Consider the following 19,774-nt stretch of genomic DNA (forward strand, 5'->3'; position numbering starts at 1 on the left):
ATGAAGATACTAAATTATTTATGTGACCTTGAGCACATTGTTAGTAATTACTGATTTTTACTGACTCACTCATAGAAAAAGTTCTTACTTCTCTTAAGTCCATTTTTTAATTATGGTTATTGCTTTTAAATACAAACGCTTAGATTCTCCTTTTTGAGATAATTCAATTAAATCAATGGCTTCATGTATAAGCGAAAACCTGCATTATTTTATTTTTATTAATAAAACTACATTTTCTGTTCTTGCTCTGTTCATAAATGAAAGCCTTCCATTAACTTTACTTGTTTAAAATCCATGATCCTTCCAATGCTTAATGCCAGATAAAAATCAATTTGTGAGGCGATCATGTTTAACAGTATACGCACTCGAATTGCTGTCAGTGCGGGTGGGGCAATGGCCTTCACTCTATTGATTGCAATGGGTATGACAACCAATGCGTTCACGCAAGTGAATGAACAAATCACTACAAAAGTAAAATCTCAACTGAACGAAGCCACCACGACCGACCTGAGCAATACGGCGATTCAGCAAGGGCTGAATATTTCCAACCAGTTAGAGCCAGTGTTGGCGAACCTAAAGCAAGCGCGTTCAATTATCGAATTAAGCGCAGAGACGGCCGCGACGCCAGACATTATTGTTAAACAGTTTATTGCGTCGCTAGAAGCTCAGAACAAAGCTGTGTTTGCTGGTTACATGGTATGGGAAAAGCCATCGTGGGTTGAGCCAACGATTCAAGACAAAAGCCTTGGCTTTAATAGCGAAGGCTACTTAGCGCCATTCTTTTCGCCAAATTCGCACAACAGTTTTGATGTCGTGGCGATGGATAGCTTTAGCAATACTGAATTAAACAACAACGGTGAGCGTAAAGACGATTGGCACTTGATGCCTTACGAAACGGGCAAAACGTTCGTGATGGAACCGTACATGTATCCGGTTCGCGGCAAACAAGAACTGATCACGACCATTAGCCAACCAATCAAGTTACGTGGCGAGATCATTGGTTCTCTCGGTTTTGATTTGTCATTGAACGAGTTACAAAGCCAAAGTGAAGATTACGCGAGCGACTTATTTGATGGACAAGGCCGTATTCTGATTTCTTCGTGGAAAGGCATCACGCTGGCGAACAGCAGCCAAGCGGATCAAGTGGGTAAGAAAGTCTCTCATGAGTTGGCGTCTCAATGGGCGCGTATTCAATCCATTGCGAAACAAAAAGGCGCAGGCCTTGTGACGTTTGGCGGGGATGAGTATGCGATTACTGCAATTGACACCAGCGATGCGCCTTGGATCGTTATGGTGTCGGTTCCCAGTAGCTTCCTTAAAAAGAACGTGGATGACTACGAGCGATGGAGTGAAGAACAAAGTGCAGAAGCTCTTGAAAAGGGAGTGTGGGCAGGGATTATTGCGGCTCTGATTGGTATTGTTGCGATGACGGTGATCGCGACCTCGTTGGGCAAAGTATTAACTAACTTAGTGGAGCGTTTTAAAGACGCAGCACAAGGCGAGGGCGACCTAACTTACCGCATTGAGGTTAAAGGTAAGGACGAAACCGCCCAACTGGCGCACTGGTTTAATACCTTCCTCGCTCGCATTCAGGAAATGCTTTTAACCGTAATGGCGACGGCGGATCAAGTCGATAAAAGTGCAAGTGAAGGTCAAGCTCGCGCGGCAGCTTCGAGAGATCAACTGAACGTTCAAGTGAACGAAGTCAACTCGCTAGCAACGGCGATTAATGAGATGAGCGCAACCGCACAAGAAGTGGCAAATTCTGCGGTACAAGCAGCAGCGGCGGCAAGCCAAGTTCAAAGCAATAGTGCGAATGGCATGTCGCGTATGGACAATGCTGCAAGCGCGGTGGATAACCTCGCTTCGCAAGTGAATGATGCACAGCACCAGACGCAGAATTTGGTGGCTTCAAGCACGGCGATTCAGGGGATTCTGAGTGAGATTGGTGGCATTGCCGATCAAACCAACTTGTTGGCTCTGAACGCTGCGATTGAAGCTGCGCGTGCTGGTGAAGCGGGTCGTGGTTTTGCTGTGGTAGCCGATGAAGTCCGCAACCTTGCAACGCGCACACAAGGCTCGACAGAAGAAATTCGTGCAATGTTGGCTCGTTTGGAGCAAGAAACGCAATCAATCGTCCTGTTAATGGAGCAAAGCCAGAAGCAAGCGGTGGATACCAAAGAAGAAACACAAGCAGCGCAGTTGGCGTTGGCCGAAATCAACCAAGCTATTGAAGTGATTAATGATATGAATAATCAGATCGCTTCAGCGGCAGAAGAGCAAAGCTCGGTATCAGAAGAGATCAACCGTAATGTGGTTGTGATTAATGATACGGCGATGGAAGTGATGGATACCATGTCATCTTCGGTAGCGATCAGCAATGAACTGACGGCAAAAGCCAGTGATCTTCACGGTGAGTTGAGTAAGTTCAAGTTGTCTTAATCAAGCGAGTGAGAGAGTTTAACCCAACTTAAAACGTTTACTTCTCACAAAAAAAAGGCTCCAGAGTTACCTCTGGAGCCTTTTTTTAATGCTTGCTGCAAACTATGAAGCGGGAGTTGCTTGCTGTTCACTAGCCGCTTTTAAGCGCTCGATTTCTGATTCGGTTTGCCACTTGCCGTTGTAAAGATACTTACACTCTGGGAGAGGCGCTTTCGCATCCCTTAAATCAAACACTTCATTGGTAGGGTATTCTCGATAACAAGCAGGAGTCGTAAAAAGTCTAGGTTCAGGCTTCGCTTCAAACAGCTTTTTATGATCATTGACCTCTTTACAATCCAGCTTGTAGATATTTGAAAGTTGTGTGACCATGGATTCTAAGTCCGATTCAGTTTTAAAGAAAATGTAACAATAGAATCGCCCCTGTGAGCGAAAAGTAATCTCCTGAGCAGTATCTTGGTATTCGCACCTGTCATACTTAAAAAAGAACTTAATTACTTTTCTTTTCTTATTGTAATCAGCAAAGAGCCAGTCTTCTCGCTCTCCAACTCTCACTTCTGTTGGTTCATCAGGCTTGCGTTTAAGCATACCAAATGAAAGCAAAATGAAGGCACCTGCTCCCGCTAATGACATCGGACCAACCAGTGCTACCATCACCACACACACCACTGCACCTATCCAGCCAACAGCTTGCGTAGCGGTATTTACCCATTTAGGCATATTGCGACGCTTTTTCATCACAAAGCCTTTGCTAGAAAAAATATAGTCATAGCGATAGTCGAGGCCAATCGTAAGGTAAAAGGCTCCAGACACCATCACCGACAAAATAAAAGAAAAAATAGTTACGCCAACCGTGTCACTCGTGTGTATAAACAAAGTTAATAGGAATGGGGCGATCACAAATGGAAGCGAAAAAAGTTTAAAGTAATAGCGAAATGGTTCCTCTACATCATACTTATGCCATGTTCTGACATTATCGCCTGCGAGTATTTCTTGCTCTTGCGCCTCTTGATAAACTGCCAATTCTTCTGGGGTGATATAAAATGGTGAATATGCCAAGGGTTACTCCTGAAAACCTAATGTGCCAACAATGGGGATGAGTGATTTCTTAATGATGTTTTGTTTGGTATTGTCTGAAATCACGCCATAAGTTGCACTCTGTTTTACGCTATTTTGGAACCAATACTCATGCTTGGCTGGAGCATCATCTTCCACATCATATGATACTTGCATGGCAAAGTATTGGTCTGCTTCTTCAATTGGCAATGTTACCTTGTACACCAGTGATTCTTTTCTCGCTTGGTCTTGAGTTTGTAGCGTAACTAAATCTGCGTTGTGATGCCACGAGCCTGACGTCAAATCATCTTCTGTTGCCTTGGTGTTGGTAGTCACTGTAATACCATTCGTTGCAGCACGCCGTGGCAGTTGAATATGTACTTCCAAGCCAACTAACTCACGATGTGTATAGCCTGGATAAGCCTGTACTTTTTCAATAGGTTGATGGTATACCGTAGGCTGTTGAATAATAGATTGTAAGTCAAACAGTGCTTGCTGCACCAATGCTGAATTATGCTTCTCTCTTTCGGGTAAGCTCGAAGATTGGCTCCACTGAGTGCGAGACGGGTGATAACCCCAAGGCAGTTTATCTAACCATTTTTGGTAATCATCTTGTTTCATTTTATTCAGCATATAACTGATGGCTAGGTATGTGACTGTAAGAATAACTAAAGCTGCCGTTACCGGGCCTCCAAAAAGCAAGTTAGTCGAAAAAGTACCAGTAGAGGCTCCTAAGAACTGAAACGCACCAATCGCACCAGTTAAACCAAGCGTTACGGTATTTGCTAAATATAATTTGCTCTCGAGACCATATACGTCATCTACACTCTGCCAAGAACGGTAAGCCTCAATACCTGAAGCTAACGCACCTAAAGCTCCTGTAATCGCGAGCCATTTATTGAATACCTTTAAATCATCTAGGATCAAGTTTTCAAAACCTTCGACATTTTGATTCACTAGCTCTTTTAAGACTTTGTATGAATGAGCTCTTAATTTGGGATCACCCTTCACACTATCCCAGAATTTACCTGTACGAATACCCGTCCAAGCTCCGGCTGTATAAAAAAGCTTTTGCTGAATATCCAAGAAATCATCTTGAGACATAAGCCCGGTCTCTTGAATACTGTTTATCGCATCAGCAAGTGCGAGGCAGTTGAAAATTAGAGCTAGGAAACCTAGGCCACCCACATCTTCAAACCGTTTATTAAGATTACTTAACCTGTTATCCCATATGTCTTTACGCATTTGAATTGTTGCCTCAAGTACGTCATCTGGAAGTTCTATGTAATGTGGGTATTCCAACGTCGCAACGGCTAAGCTTTTTTGGAGGTGCCGCTGTTGCTGGAGAGCCTTCTTATACTGCTTGTTTGATATAGTTTTATCGCCCTTTTTGAAGGCTGCTAACACTTCCTTGTTTTGATTCGATGCGATGAGTTTTTTATCATGATTAGATTTCCAAGAACCAAAATTTTGTGCGTAGCCTTTGTTGACGTTGATTGGAGTATCCATCGACAGACGTTCTACAACGGCAGCTCTTATGTAAAAACTTTTTCGGGTGAACGGTTTTGACAATAGAGATATTATGATGATGGACGCTTGGGCTGTAAGGCTAACGCCAACCTCTATTGCCCCCTTCAATAAAGCGCTGTTAGTCGCTTTGAATATGCTATCTAGCTCATCGAACCCTTTTGCTATATCTTTTAAAAATTCGGTTTCGGCAGTATTTGGGTTAGAAATAAAGTCCATTACTTTTGCATACATACCCACACGGTTACTTGCCTCCGAAACGTAGTCCATAAACTTTTTGTCTGAGCTTTCAGTGTCTGGAACATTTTTGGCAACGTCTACTTCACCTACCTGATTTGAAACTTGTTCAGGAATTAGCTTCTCCACTTGTTTAAAGAGACTACGACTAAACCCGGAAGTGTAGAGTGCAAGTAAACTGGTTGGTTTATCCCATTGGCTTTCAGCCCATTGGCGGTCTTCTTCTTGCACCACCAAAGTAAATGACTCAACGGCTTGTTTATGAAGTTGATACAAGCTGTATTGTGTATCTTCACTGTATAGGTCGAAGGTTCTTTCGAGATGATGGGGCGTTAAGGACTCCATGACTGCTATAAAGTCTCGTTTTACTGAGACAACTTCGGCAAGCATGGTTTCTTTTTGTTCTGACAGCTCTTGCATCTCACTCAGCATTTGCTTCCAGTTGAGCTGCTTACGCCAACGTTCAGTCGCTATCCATTGCTCGTATTTACCAAATCGGTTTGCTGAAATGCCATATTTCTTCTGTATGGCCTCTGCTATTTCTGAAGTGGATTTTTGGTAATCATCGATAGCTTGCTGGGAAAATGAAGATGGCATTCCTTTGATGATAGCTGCTTGAGATTCACTGGTAAGGTCAACCATTGCTGAGTTGTCATAGTAATCCGCCATGTCCATATAGAATTCAAGCTCTTGGTTTTTGCGCTTTACTCCTGTAGGCATGTCTATCTCGTCACTTGCCCCGAACATGCACAATTGCATGGCGGTCTGCATCAAGTTCCACTGGTTTGAAAACTGATCAATGAAAAGGCGGTAGGGGCTTGCTGCGCCAACAAAATGCAGCGACATGTCTTGAATGTCTGCGGCGTAATCTTTTATCGCGACGAAGTAGCCCGATTCTTCTTCTGGAATCGCAGAGGTTAAGTCACTCTCGGCTGCGACAGGTTTAAAGGTAGAACCATCTTCGTCAGCTTTGGTAGCGATGCCAGAATCTGCAAAACGCCCATCATCAACTGCAGAAGGTTCAATATCAGCCACTTGAGTTAACTTATCGATTGGTGCAATGTTGTGCTGATTCTCGTTTGCAGACAGAACAATGGTTTGCATGCGATCGATATGATTACTCGGATTGTTAAGGACGCGCATGAACGTGTGCCATGTCCACCGGTGCTCAGAGAAACAAATCGATAGTACGCTTCCGTTGACGTAAGTAAGGAAAGGCCTTGCATCTTGTGGTGTCCCACGCTGTTCTGATTTTGGGCTTTCTGATTCTCCCAACTTATAGAGCGTGAATTGCGTTCCTTTGATTTCGTATTCGTCTAAGCTTTTGTTAATTGCATCATAGACATACAGCCAACCATCGCGTAGTTGACGCAGGGTGTAGCCAACGGTATTGAGTTTGGCTGGGCCTTGGCCTTTCCATTCTTCAGGCAAACCAAAAGGTTGTGTTTCTTCCGTTTCTAGCTGATCGATGGCGTAGCGAACAGGGATGAAGTGTGCCGGTAAAGCCTCTGTTGGTTCTTTCTCGTTTTTTAAATTGAGAGGTTCTGGTTCTGACGGCGGTGGCGGATCGATTTTTTTTGTTTCTCCCTCCCAAAACATACTGCGCTCTGGGGGTGAGCCAGCAAGATCATCGGATTCCGTGGTTGGAACGATATTCAGCGATTTCAGCGTTCAAATGCCTGAACGGCCTCCTCATAGGTATAGCTGTTGTCGTGCCAGAACATCGAAGTTTTTGGAGGAAGTGGATTACTCATCGTTAGCCCATGTTTAAGAGTTTTACTCTATTACGCAAATATCGCACCAAAATAAAGTAATTTAAAATCAATGAGTTAGTTTTTTATTATTTTTCTTCAATCAAATAATTGTTTGTTTTTCCAATAAGTTGGTTGGTGTTTACCATTTTTTGTATTGATTGAATCAAAGTTTGAGTTGTGAGTGATACCTCAATGAACCGACAAAACAAAAGGGCTCCAGAGTTACCTCTGGAGCCCTTTCTAGTATTTAAGTGCTAAAGAATTAACGACGCTTTGGTTTACGTTGACCAGCTGGTTTGCCTTGTCCTTGTGGGCGACCTTGACCTTGCGGCTTGCTGCCTGCCGGGCGGTTTGCACCGTTGCCGCTAGGACGTTGGCCGTTGCTTGCAGGGCGTTGACCACCTTGTGCTTTGCCAGAACCGTTACGGTTGCCAGATGGTTTACCATCTTTTGAACCGCCTTCAGAGCGTTTGTTCAAATGACCACCGAAGCCTGGTTGGTTTTTGGTATGTTTGGTTGCAAAGCGGTTTGCCCCGTGACGACCAGATTTACGACGTTGTGCAGGTGTTTGTGCTTCAATGTCTTCCGCAGGAACGAGACAGCCTTGTTTGTCACCAATCAAATGTTTTTTACCCATACTGATTAGGGCTTCGCGAATCATTGGCCAGTTTGCTGGATCGTGGTAACGCAACAGCGCTTTATGTAGGCGACGTTGACGTTCACCTTTTGCTACAGGTACATCTTCACGTTTTTTATACTTCACTCGTTTCAGAGGGTTTGTCTCTGAGTAGTACATCGACGTTGCGTTACACATCGGTGATGGGTAGAAGTTTTGTACTTGGTCACACTCGAAGTTGTTTTTCTTCAGCCACAGAGCAAGGTTCAGCATGTCTTCGTCTTCTGTGCCTGGGTGCGCAGAGATAAAGTAAGGGATTAAGTACTGCTTCTTACCCGCTTCTGCGCTGTACTTCTCGAACATCTCTTTAAAGCGATCATACGTGCCCATGCCAGGTTTCATCATCAGATCAAGAGGGCCTTTCTCTGTATGTTCCGGTGCAATCTTCAAGTAACCACCAACGTGGTGAGTTACGAGCTCTTTTACGTATTCTGGTGATTCAATCGCAAGGTCGTAACGTACGCCAGATGCGACCATCACTTTCTTCACGCCTTCAACTTTACGCGCTTCGCGGTATAGATCGATGGTGTGTTTGTGGTCTGTATTTAGCTTGTTACAGATGCCCGGGAAGACACAAGAAGGACGACGACAGTTCGCTTCTGCTTTTGGATCTTTACAACCTAGGCGGTACATGTTTGCAGTCGGGCCACCAAGATCGGAAATTGTGCCGGTAAAGCCCGGAACTTTGTCGCGAATTTCTTCAATTTCGTTAATGATTGACTCTTTCGAGCGGTTTTGAATGATTCGGCCTTCGTGCTCGGTAATCGAACAGAAAGAACAGCCACCAAAACAACCACGCATGATGTTCACAGACGTTTTGATCATGTCATACGCTGGAATTTTTGCTTTGCCGTACATAGGATGAGGAACACGCGCGTAAGGCAAGCCAAACACAAAATCCATCTCTTCGGTCGTCAATGGGATTGGGGCTTGGTTTACCCAAAGTTCACGATCACCATGGCTTTGAAGTAACGCTCGACCTGAGTACGGGTTCGTTTCTAAATGCAATACACGACTTGCATGAGCATAAAGAATGCGATCGTTTCTTAGCTTTTCAAACGAAGGTAAGCGAACCGCAGTTGTTGCAGCATCGTGGCGTGATGGGCGAATCGTGATTGGTTTTGCAACTGGCTCATCTTTTTTAGTTTCACACTGAGTTTCTACTTCGTATGGGTTCTTTGGTACGAACGCTTCTTTACGAGGTTTTTCAATGCGAGAAGAATCGATAACCGTGTAGCCTTCTGGCGCGGCTGGCAAGTTCACGGCGGTACCACGAATATTGGTCATGGTGCTGATGTCTTCGCCATTTGCGATGCGATGCGCTACTTCTACAAGTGCGCGTTCTGCGTTACCGAAAAGTAGGATGTCTGCTTTTGCATCAAACAGTACCGAACGGCGAACTTTGTCTGACCAGTAATCGTAGTGCGCAACACGGCGTAGGCTGGCTTCGATACCACCTAAAACAATAGGCACTTCTTTATAGGCTTCACGACAACGCTGAGAGTAAACCAAAGTCGCGCGGTCTGGGCGTTTACCACCTTCGTTATTTGGTGTGTACGCGTCATCGTGACGAAGTTTTTTATCCGCGGTGTAACGGTTGATCATGGAGTCCATGTTACCCGCAGTGATCCCGAAGAACAGATTTGGCTTACCAAGCTGCATGAATGCATCTTTGTTTTGCCATTCTGGTTGAGCAATGATACCGACACGGAAACCTTGTGCTTCTAGCAGACGGCCAATGATAGCCATACCAAAGCTTGGGTGATCCACGTAAGCATCACCGGTTACGATGATAATGTCACAGCTATCCCATCCTAGGGCGTCCATTTCTTTGCGACTGGTCGGCAAGAAAGGTGCCGTACCAAAACACTCTGCCCAGTATTTTTTGTACTCATGAATAGGAGTGATGTTATTGGTCATATTTTGCTCTCTGTTCCAGGGAGCGCGAATTATAGCGATTTGAGGATCAGGTATCTATACCAAACTCATCTATTCAAGCTTAGTTCATCGAGTTTTATTTGGTTTGCAAAAATATCAAGGCTATATCGGCGATTTTATGTCTAATATCACCTTGAAAGCCTCATGGTTATAGGTCGAGTCGTGAAAAATGTCGCAATGTTAATACAACCAATAAGCAATGGTGTGCTTATTAAAAACAACGCCTATAATCAAATTAATGCATAGGAAAATGCAAAAAGCCGAACAAGCTCTGAAAAGGTTCTAAGTCGATTGGCTTACGTTGCCAGAATCTATTTTACAAGAGGATCAGCAGGTCCCAAATGGAATAAGGCACGTTGACTACGAACCCTGAGCATGAGGCTAATTAAAAAGGGGGCTAGGGAATGAGTGACTCAACAACAATAGCACATGAAAAAGTGCAACCGACATCCAATCCGACTCCAGTGATTGAATGGTCTTACAAGATTGATACTCGCGAGTTCGAATGCGACCAGCTAGGAATGGCAAATGCTTTTGGGTTAAATACGCCAGTCACCTGCTTAGATGATTTGTTTGAGCACATGCTGATGGGGCAACAGGAAACACTAAGGCAACGAATTTTAGAAGTGGAGCTCCTAGGTGGGCAAGGTCGTTTTTCTTGTTGCATGATGCTTAATGAAGCTCGCTTAATACATGTCACAATTAGCTTTGAAAAGCTCAATGAGCGTATTGTTCAAGGCTCTATCATCCCGCAATTGACGATCACTGGCTGCGAAGAGTTAGCGAAAATTCTCGAAACGATTTTTGATTTACCGAACGTAGGGGTTTTAGTCGCGGACGAAGACACCCGAATCTTAGGTTGTAACCGTGCCTTTGAATTGCAAATGGGTTATCAAAACCGTGATTTGGTTGGACTTAAAACCTATATCTTTAGCTCATCTCACCATAGTCAGGCGTTTTACGACCAGCTCTGGCAACATATTGATGATGAAGGATACTGGAGCGGTAATTTATTGAGTAGAACTGCAAATGGTAGTAATCAGGCGCATCATCTTTGTATCTATCGGCTAACATTTCATTCTGGACGGATTCTTTATCTCGGCTTCTCTACTGACATTTCGGCTTCCTTGTTGTGGATGAAAAATCGCTGTGAACAACAACATGATTGGTCAGCTTTTTTGCCTTCTAGAGAAGAGTTCGAACTGCAATTAGCTAATTTGGCGAACGAAAGTGGGAGTAAAGAACTCAATATCGTCATGACTCTCAGACCAAATTTTTCTGAAAAATGCTTACTTGAACAGCAACTAGGCTTCGCCGATTTTATTATGCGAAGCCGCTACACCAGTATAGCGGGTCAACTTTCTAGGGATGTGTTTGTTGTCTGTTTACAAACTCCTCACTGTCAATGGCTAAGTCCTTTACGTTTGATTCAAATTGCAATGAAAGGTTTCTTCACTGAGCTTAGGAATGAAATGGGAACAAAAATGCATACCACTATCGTCGAGGGACAAACGGGTGTGTCAATCCTCGGCTATGATACAAACAGGCCAAAGCAAGCGTTAGCGCATGCAGCCCAGGCGATGTTGTCCTCACTTTCTGGAGAAGGTGGCTATTTTAATTTTTATAATAGTGAGCTTCATTCTGAGTTAGTAAAACGCCAGCATTTAGAGGCGTTTTTGGAAGCGCAAATAGACAGTGGGCTGGTGGATGTTCATTTTCAACCAATCATTGACAGCCGAACTGGTAAAGTCGTTAAGTTCGAGGCCTTAGCGCGCTTTTATCATGAAAGTGATGCCTATAGCACTCAAGAGATGATTACTGTTATTGAAGATTTAGAGTTGATTGCGGCTCTGGATGATGGGGTTTGTCAAGCCGCGCTCAAACACTTTCCGCGCTTGCAAGACATATATGGAGAGGAAATAGGGTTAACCATCAATCGCTCACTGAATACTAAATTGGATTCGCTCCAGGTTCTTCAGCGTTCGCATGACCTAATTAAAGCCAGTGGTGTCGATCCTAAACGAGTCACGATTGAGCTGACGGAAACAGCGTATTTTGAGCAAGACGAAGAGCATACCCAAGCGCTAGAACAAGTGCGCAAAGAGGGCATTAAAATTGCGATTGATGACTTCGGTACAGGGTATTCTTCTTTTTCTTACCTAGAGAAAGGGCAGTTTGATTTACTGAAAATCGATCGAAAATTCGTTAAGAACATTCAGCACGGTAATACCAGTTATAACATTGTCAAAATGGTCACTGATCTTGCTCAGCAAATGAATGTAAAAGTGGTTGCCGAGGGCGTGGAGTCAGAACAGGAGCTTCAAACATTGGCTGAAATAGGTGTGGATTACATGCAAGGCTTTTTGTTCTCTCGTGCTCGGCCTGTCGATTTGATGGAGAAAGCGGAAAGTTACGAACATTTGTTTTCGGGTGTTGCTGTCAAACCAAAACAAGATGATGTATTGCAATCACTGAGCCATGAAGAGGTAAGGCACCTTGATCCCGGGGAACCATTATCGTTGGCGGTGGAATATATGAATTTAAGTCCAAGTTCGCCGTTGGTTGTCATTAACGAAAAGCGCTGTGTTGGCTTAGTTACTAAAGAGCAAGTTAACTTACACCTAACGCCTTCCATGGGGACAGAATTAGAGACTGAGCGAGAAAATTGGATTTGGAAACGCCCGGTGAACCAGATAATGAGCACGGAGTTTGTGCTCGTCAATGCGCACTTATCTGTCGCTGCTGTTCGAGAGCTAATCAAAACAGGCATTCGCTTCCCGTGGGTTTTATGTGATGAAAAAGAAGAATACAGAGGCGTGTTAACTCAAGAAGATGCGTTGAAGTATCTCGCTTCTTGTTGAATAAAAAGTCTCGCTGTTCTAGTACATTTGGGGATAGACTTTCGGTGGTTTGACGATCGGTGATTTGATATTATCGCCACCCCAAAATGACTTTTGAGCGTGCATTTAACATGATTCAACAATTGCTGGTTACTTTTCCTCCGATGCTATTTGGCGCGCAAGCGCTACTGACTTTACTTCTTATCAAGGGCGATATTTGTCCGGGTCAGAGAGGCCGTCTTCATAAAATGTTGCCAGCAGTGGCGTTATTGTGGCTTGCGGTTGCTTCTCTTCGCATTGAAGCATTTATGATCGTGTTCGCTATTTTCTATTTCTACTCTCAGGTTCAAACCAAGAAAACGCGTGAAAAAGGCCCTCTTTGGGCGATGCATTTAGCGAATGGTTTGGCTTTTGCGTATGTAAGTATTCAAGCATTTGAACAGCCAAGCTGGCCTGCGTCTATTGCGATGGCAATAATGATATTTTTCCTTGGGGCGTCATTTTCTCAATTGCTTCTGACTATCGCTCGTAGCAGATTGCAGGCATTTCACCGCATTTTGCCAGTTACGGGCATTGTGTCTGGAATGCTGCTGGTAATCGCAACTCTATTTGCTTCTTACCAGTTAAATGAAGCGACATTGAGCGCCGCAACACAACCAATTTTGTTGTCTTTAGCCATGCTAATTTCTTCAATCATTGTTTGGTGTTGGCATATCTTCACACATAAAAAACCGGAAAAGGTTCAACTGAGCGTCGCCCTGTTGCTCGCGCTCGCGTCAATGACGAGCCTACAAGGTTTATTCTCTCTGGCGGCTTAATCTCGAGTCGAGAAACAGATCAATACTGCTTGTACTCAAGTCCTTTCTAGGTTGCTTGAGTATAAGGCACTCACGTTTTGGATCGCGCTCACTTTAAATTCACGTGATTACGTCTACGCTTGTTTATATACCTTGTCGAAGAGGAGAGTCGCGATGGATTTAAGCAATGTAGGTAATTTGGATAGCATTATTTTGCTAGGTATCGTCAATGAAAAGCTACGTTTAGAGTGCGACAGTTTTGACGAGTTAGTATCGGTGTATGAAATGGATGTAGAGTCCGTAGTAGGCAAGCTTGATATGCTTGGTTATCAGTACGATCCATTGACCAACCAATTTAAAGCATATCAACGCTAAACCTTCTTAATCCATATCCCTAAGCCATCTTGATTCCGTCAAGGTGGCTTTTACATTGTAGCCTTGCGGTTGCGAAAAAGGCTTGTAAGTAACGTTTATCTTTCTCTGAGTGACGCGTTGCAGCAAATAAGCGACGCCATAAGCCTTGGCCAAAAGGTTTACTGGTAATAAGCCCTTGGCGCGAAAATTCAGAAATCGCCCAATTTGGCAGTGCTGCAACCCCTAATCCTGCGGAGACCATTTGCACTAACATTAGAGTATTGTCGGCTTGCTTCCATTTGGCGGGTTCTACACCCGCTGGCTGCAAGAAGTGTTTTACGACGTCTAGCCTTTGTTTTTGAACCGGATAAGAGAGCATGGTTTGATCTGCGAGATCTTGCGGATCAATAACTTCTTTTTCCGCCAATGGGTGGTTGGTCGCGGTAATTAAGCGCATTTCAAAGTCGAATAAAGGTTCATAATGCACTTCAGAACGAGGTTGAATATCTGACGTGATAACGAGATCCAACTCGCCAGCTAACAGTGCAGGAAGTGGTTCAAAGCCAAAACCTGATGAAAAATCCAGTGTTACGCTAGGCCAGGCAAGTTGATATTCCCTAAGAGCAGGCATGAGCCATTGGAAACATGAGTGACATTCAATCGCCATATGCAACCGACCATTGACGTCTTCTTTCAAGCTTGCCAAATCATTTTCTGCTCTTGCGAGTTTGGGAAGAATATCTTCTGCAAGACGCAATAGGATTTCTCCCTCTGAAGTGAACTTCACCGGACGAGTTTTTCTAAGGAATAATTGTCCCCCAATCCGTGCCTCTAAATCTTTGATCTGGTGAGACAAGGCCGATTGAGTGAGATGCAACGCGGTCGCGGTCGCGGTTAGAGAGCCGGTGTCTCGAAGCGAAGTGAGTGTCCGCAAATGTTTTAGCTCTATCATGAATTCCTTTCATCCTTTGTTGCTCGCTATGAACAGAATAGCAATCGTATAAATAACTTAACGACAAAAAATGGATATGTAAACGTCTAGACGTCTATTTGTTGTGTTTATTTGCGAATCATGTCGCCTCATGATGAATTTTTTTAATAAACAAGTTGAATAAATGGACGTTGTTCAAACCGCAGATGAGAGCGATAGTTTAGCCATCCAGACATCTTTTATGACGAAAGATACTCTGACCCAAACAAATTAAACAAGATTGAAAAAGGAATAGGGACATGGCTACAACAACGCACGTATTAGGTTATCCACGCATCGGTGAAAAACGAGAATTAAAATTCGCTCAGGAAAAATACTGGCGCGGAGAAATTGATCAAGCAGAGCTTAAAAAGGTTGGGGCAGATCTGCGCGCTAAAAACTGGCAAACACAAACAGATGCTGGCTTGAGTTTTACCACCGCTGGCGATTTCGCTTGGTACGATCATGTACTGACGACCACGTTGTTACTGGGTCACGTGCCAAAACGTCACGCAGAAGGTTTCCCTGATTTGGATACGCTATTCAAAGTGGGTCGCGGTCAATCTCAAGCTGGTTGCGGCTGTGCGGGCGCTGCAGCATCGGATATGACTAAATGGTTCAACACAAACTACCACTACATCGTACCTGAATTCAGCAAGGACGATACATTTGAAGTGAGTTGGCCTCAACTGTTTGAAGAAATCAACGACGCAACCCTAGCTGGGCATAAAGTGAAGCCAGTTTTGCTTGGCCCAGTCAGTTATCTTTACTTAGGTAAAGAGGTAGAAGAAGGGTTCGATCGCCTGACGCTACTGCCACGATTGCTTACGGCTTACCAAGCTATTTTGGCAAAGCTCGCGAGTCAAGGTGTTGAGTGGGTTCAGATTGATGAGCCAATTTTGTCACTAGAGCTTGAAAGTCAGTGGGCTGATGCGTTCAAGCTAGCGTACCAAGTGATTCGAAGCGATGTAAAAGTGCTGCTAACGACGTACTTTGACTCTATAAGCGATACGCTAGACAAAATTGTAAAGCTACCAGTGGATGGTTTACATATCGATTTATCTGCCGCGCCTCAGCAGCTTGACGACGTGGTTGCCAAACTACCGGAGGGGTGGGTGCTGTCTGCTGGCGTGGTCAACGGTCGTAACGTGTGGCGCTCGGATTTGAGTGCGCAACTTGAACGTCTACAGCCAGTAAAAGAAAAACTGGGCGACAACCTTTGGGTTGCGAGCTCATGCTCTTTGCTACATAGCCCGGTTGATCTGGAACTGGAAACAGAGCTAAGTGAAGAAGTGAAAAGCTGGTTTGCGTTTGCAAAACAAAAAGTAACAGAAGTCGCCTTGCTTGGCCGAGCACTCGATGGTGATCAAGATGCGATTCTCGCTTGTGATACCTACAGCCAGCCAATCAAAGCACGTAAAACGGCAACGCATGTGAATAAGCCACAAGTTCAAGCACGTTTAAACAGTATTACTGCGTCACTTGCCGAGCGCAGCGCACCTTACGCGGAGCGTGCTGCGCATCAAGCTGAAGTATTGGGCTTGCCTCTGTTGCCAACCACGACAATCGGTTCTTTCCCTCAAACGGGTGAAATTCGTGTTCAGCGCAGTGCTTATCGCACTGGCCAGTTATCTGAGTCCGACTATATCCAAGCACTAAAAGGACATATTGCGGATGCGGTAAAACGTCAAGAAGCCCTTGACCTAGATGTGCTTGTTCACGGTGAAGCTGAGCGGAACGACATGGTGGAATACTTCGCGGAGAACTTGGCGGGCTTCCAAACGACGAAATTTGGTTGGGTACAGAGTTATGGCTCTCGCTGTGTGAAACCAGCCATTGTGGTTGCTGACATTGAGCGTGAAAAGCCGATTACGGTGGAGTGGTCGACGTACGCACAATCGCTAACCAGCAAGCAGATGAAAGGTATGCTGACGGGCCCGGTAACGATTTTATGTTGGACATTCCCGCGTGAAGACATCACACGTCAAGAAATCGCCCAGCAACTGGCACTGGCACTGCGTGATGAGGTTTCTGATCTGCAAGATGCAGGCATCAATATCATTCAAATCGATGAGCCTGCGATTCGTGAAGGTCTGCCGTTGAAAAAGCGCGATCACAAAGCGTATTTAGAATGGGCGGTGGATGCATTTAAGATCTCGGCAGCGAGTGCAAAACCAGAGACTCAGATTCACACTCACATGTGTTACAGCGAGTTCAATGAAATCATTGATTCAGTCGCGGCGCTCGATGCGGATGTGATTACCATTGAAACATCACGCTCAAATATGGAACTGCTTAAAGCGTTTGAAGAGTTCAATTACCCGAATGAAATCGGTCCAGGTGTTTATGACATTCACTCACCAAACATTCCGACGGAAGAGTGGATTGAAGGCCTAATAAAGAAAGCGGCAGAAAAGATTCCGGTACAACGTTTGTGGGTGAACCCAGACTGTGGTCTGAAAACACGTAACTGGGCAGAGACAGAAGCGGCATTGGCGAACCTCGTGTCAGCGGCGAAGAAACTTCGTGCTGAGCTGGCGTAAGGCACCTTTTTAGCAAATAAAAACGGAGACCGTTGTCTCCGTTTTTCTATTCTTAGCCGTTCATTTTCGTCGTTATACTATCCCGCAATAGCGGATGAATTGCTCGTATCGAAAACAACGCACTCACTGTGACTATTTCATTTGAGTACAAGTTTGCGCGGAAACCAACTCATCTGCCATCAACTGACCGCGAGAGTTACGCACTTTAATACGGTACATTAAGCCCATATCAATTTGCTTACGAACTTCCGGGTTATTGCAATAGGTGTAGATACTGGTATTCAGTACTTGATTTAACGGCTTTGCACCGAGTGCGTCATCGTTATAAATCATCATCATTTCAACAACATTTTTGTTGGATGAGACACGCATTATCTGCAGTGGACCGTATTCCAAAGGGAGACCTGCGGACAAGACTCCCGCTCGGTTTGATGCCAATAGCTCAAGCTGGCGTTGATTATCATCGGTAGATGAACAGCCCGCCAGCGCACCAAATGCCAAGAAAAGACACAGTAATTTTTTCATAAATTAAAACACTTTTTTGAACGGTTTCACGATTACATTATCGTAAACACCAGCCGCTACGTAAGGATCGGCTTCTGCCCACGCTTTAGCGTCTTCTAGAGAGGCGAACTCAGCGATGACAGTCGAGCCCGTAAATCCAGCTTCTCCTGGGTTGTCAGAGTCTATCGCAGGCATAGGACCAGCAGTAAGAAGGCGACCTTCGTCTTGAAGCTTTTGTAAGCGCTCCAAGTGTTGCGGGCGAACGCTCATGCGTTTTTCCAGCGAGTTCTCGACGTCCTGAGAAAAGATGACATACCACATAGCATAGTTCCTTAATTGGTAAGGTAAAGTGTTAATTTAACGCCTTTTTTGTGTCTCTCACAAGTGAACAACAGAAAATGTGAGATCCTTTCTAACAGTTAGCGCTGTAGGTTGACTAATTCTGAACCGGGCGTGGTTTGCCTTCACTGTCAATGGCTACGTAGTTGAAAGTCGCATCACAAACCATGAAGCGCTCGCCGACACCGTGTGCTTTTACCGGCTTGACCCATACTTCCAGATCGACACTCATTGAGGTGCGACCAATCTTAGTGCATTCGCCATAGCAGCAAACGACATCGCCAACACCTACAGGCTTCTTGAAGGTAATGCTTGACACTGAAACGGTAACAACGCGACCAGAAGAGATCTCTTTGGCCAGAATCGCACCTGCTAGGTCGAGCTGAGACATAATCCAACCACCAAAAATATCGCCATTGGCATTAGTATCGGCAGGCATTGCAAGGGTACGAAGCAGCAGTTGACCTCTCGGAGAGCTAATTTCTTGACTCATTGTGACATCCTAAATCTTAAAGGCGCTCAAACTAAGCGCCAACATAGTAAATACCTAGAACCAAAGGTCCTTAAAAAAACCGCAGACACCGGACCAGAGAAAGTTGGTTTACAGCAGCAAGAATGGTCTGATTCCGGTATGCCGTTTGATCGGTTTAGTGATACATGGAGCAAAACAGCGACCCGAAGGTCGCTGCAAAGTGCGCGGATTATAGCAAAACTGAGTTTTTAATCATCAGTCGACACATCGGATGAGTTATTTTTTTGTTCTTTTGGCATGTGTTTGTAAATGTAGAAGCCAGTCGCAATCATGTAGGCAAATGTCGCAATCAACATTCCGAATACTTTGAAGTTGACCCAAACATCCAGTGGTAGCTCGTAAGCGATATAAATGTTCAGACCAGCAAAGAATGAGAAGAAGCCGACCCAAGCCCAGTTGATCTTCGCCCAAATAGCATCAGGTAGTGAAATTTCTTTGCCCAACATGCCTTTAATGGCCGATTTCCCCATTGCGTGACTCGCTGCTAAACCGATAGCTAGAATCACATAAATGATGGTGACTTTCCATTTTATGAAATTGTCGTCGTGGAAGAAAAGGGTCATGCTGCCAAATATCGTCACGATAACGAACGTAATTAGCTGCATTTTCTCGACTTTTTTATACAGAGCATAGGTGACGACAAGCTGAATTGCCGTTGCAACGATCAGCGCTCCTGTTGCTGCGTAGATGTCGTACATCTTGTACAAAGCGAAGAAGACGATGAGTGGGATAAAATCTAGGATTTGCTTCATGGTGGCAAAATCTACCTAATTAGTGAATTGAAGACAGTCTAACGGAATCTGACAAGATGTGAATACCGTCAAGGTTAGAGGTAAGAGAAGTAATCCCCTGACTGAATGATACAACAAGCAACATTTCGCAAAGATGAAGTAGTAAACCGAAGGCATAAAAATTGCCGCGATAGAGCGGCAATTGAGTTGATAGAATTTAAGATTTAAGCAACACGTTGATATTGAGAAATAAGCGTTTTGACATCTTCTAAATAGCCTTCACGTAACAGGTTATCAACGGTTGCTTCAAGCTCTTCGAGAGACATCGTAAAGCAAGTGGATTTGCCGGTCATTAGGCTCAAATACTGATGGTATTCTTCTTCTGTATAGTGGCCTAAGCGATCGAGTAGTAGTGCTTTGATTCCATGATGAATCAAGCCGTAGTATGTGTGTCGATGAAGTAACATGGCGATCTCCTTATCAAGCTCATCCGCTAACCATTTGCAGCTTGCTTGACCCTCTGGATAATTCGATTTA

13 protein-coding genes and 1 pseudogene are annotated in these 19,774 nt (G+C 44.5%); 5 read left to right on the forward strand and 9 right to left on the reverse strand.

Annotated features, from left to right (window positions below; all coding sequences use genetic code 11):
* Positions 1-345: 345 nt before the first annotated feature.
* Positions 346-2,442, forward strand: a complete 2,097-nt coding sequence (locus MSG33_RS15495; protein WP_248381404.1) for a methyl-accepting chemotaxis protein — start codon at positions 346-348, stop codon at positions 2,440-2,442.
* Positions 2,443-2,544: 102 nt separating this feature from the next.
* Here MSG33_RS15495 and MSG33_RS15500 read toward each other — a convergent pair whose 3' ends face one another.
* From MSG33_RS15500 to MSG33_RS15510, 3 genes and pseudogenes are all read right to left on the reverse strand, one after another.
* Positions 2,545-3,498 (reverse strand): hypothetical protein, encoded by a 954-nt coding sequence (locus MSG33_RS15500; protein ID WP_248381405.1) that lies wholly within the window; start codon positions 3,496-3,498, stop codon positions 2,545-2,547.
* Between the two features lie 3 nt (positions 3,499-3,501).
* Positions 3,502-7,013, reverse strand: a pseudogene (locus tag MSG33_RS15505) (T6SS effector BTH_I2691 family protein).
* A gap of 262 nt (positions 7,014-7,275) precedes the next feature.
* Complete coding sequence (locus MSG33_RS15510) at positions 7,276-9,609, reverse strand: YgiQ family radical SAM protein (protein WP_164666462.1); 2,334 nt, start codon at positions 9,607-9,609, stop codon at positions 7,276-7,278.
* A 422-nt stretch (positions 9,610-10,031) separates the two neighbouring features.
* On the opposite strand from MSG33_RS15510, the gene MSG33_RS15515 reads away from it, so the two are divergent.
* The 3 genes from MSG33_RS15515 (at position 10,032) to MSG33_RS15525 (ending at position 13,639) form a co-directional block, all read left to right on the forward strand.
* A complete protein-coding gene (locus MSG33_RS15515; protein WP_248381406.1) occupies positions 10,032-12,488 on the forward strand; it encodes an EAL domain-containing protein in 2,457 nt (818 codons plus the stop codon).
* Between the two features lie 86 nt (positions 12,489-12,574).
* Positions 12,575-13,285, forward strand: a complete 711-nt coding sequence (locus MSG33_RS15520; protein ID WP_012841615.1) for a hypothetical protein — start codon at positions 12,575-12,577, stop codon at positions 13,283-13,285.
* A gap of 153 nt (positions 13,286-13,438) precedes the next feature.
* Positions 13,439-13,639, forward strand: a complete 201-nt coding sequence (locus MSG33_RS15525) for a DUF4250 domain-containing protein (protein ID WP_005392843.1) — start codon at positions 13,439-13,441, stop codon at positions 13,637-13,639.
* Positions 13,640-13,658: 19 nt separating this feature from the next.
* Here the strand turns inward: MSG33_RS15525 and metR are convergent, their stop codons facing one another.
* On the reverse strand, positions 13,659-14,570 hold the full coding sequence (gene metR / locus MSG33_RS15530) for an HTH-type transcriptional regulator MetR (RefSeq protein WP_005392844.1): 912 nt from the start codon (positions 14,568-14,570) through the stop codon (positions 13,659-13,661).
* Positions 14,571-14,848: 278 nt separating this feature from the next.
* Between metR and metE the strand changes: the two genes are divergently transcribed.
* The gene (metE, locus tag MSG33_RS15535) at positions 14,849-17,131 is read left to right on the forward strand and encodes a 5-methyltetrahydropteroyltriglutamate--homocysteine S-methyltransferase (protein ID WP_248381407.1); all 2,283 of its coding nucleotides are present in this window, start codon (positions 14,849-14,851) and stop codon (positions 17,129-17,131) included.
* Between the two features lie 132 nt (positions 17,132-17,263).
* On the opposite strand, the gene gspS2 is transcribed toward metE, so the two are convergent.
* The 5 genes from gspS2 to MSG33_RS15560 form a co-directional block, all read right to left on the reverse strand.
* Positions 17,264-17,656: a GspS/AspS pilotin family protein gene (gene gspS2 / locus MSG33_RS15540; protein WP_048625727.1), complete on the reverse strand. Its 393-nt coding sequence runs from the start codon at positions 17,654-17,656 to the stop codon at positions 17,264-17,266.
* Between the two features lie 3 nt (positions 17,657-17,659).
* Positions 17,660-17,956 (reverse strand): YciI family protein, encoded by a 297-nt coding sequence (locus MSG33_RS15545; RefSeq protein WP_005392847.1) that lies wholly within the window; start codon positions 17,954-17,956, stop codon positions 17,660-17,662.
* Between the two features lie 115 nt (positions 17,957-18,071).
* Positions 18,072-18,467, reverse strand: a complete 396-nt coding sequence (gene yciA / locus MSG33_RS15550) for an acyl-CoA thioester hydrolase YciA (RefSeq protein ID WP_005392848.1) — start codon at positions 18,465-18,467, stop codon at positions 18,072-18,074.
* Positions 18,468-18,694: 227 nt separating this feature from the next.
* Positions 18,695-19,258, reverse strand: a complete 564-nt coding sequence (locus MSG33_RS15555; RefSeq protein ID WP_005392849.1) for a septation protein A — start codon at positions 19,256-19,258, stop codon at positions 18,695-18,697.
* A 203-nt stretch (positions 19,259-19,461) separates the two neighbouring features.
* The gene (locus MSG33_RS15560) at positions 19,462-19,704 is read right to left on the reverse strand and encodes a hypothetical protein (protein ID WP_005392851.1); all 243 of its coding nucleotides are present in this window, start codon (positions 19,702-19,704) and stop codon (positions 19,462-19,464) included.
* Positions 19,705-19,774 lie beyond the last annotated feature (70 nt).

Origin of the sequence: Vibrio sp. 1CM7H, assembly GCF_023161645.1 — a bacterium.
Classification (GTDB): Bacteria; Pseudomonadota; Gammaproteobacteria; order Enterobacterales; family Vibrionaceae; genus Vibrio; species Vibrio diabolicus.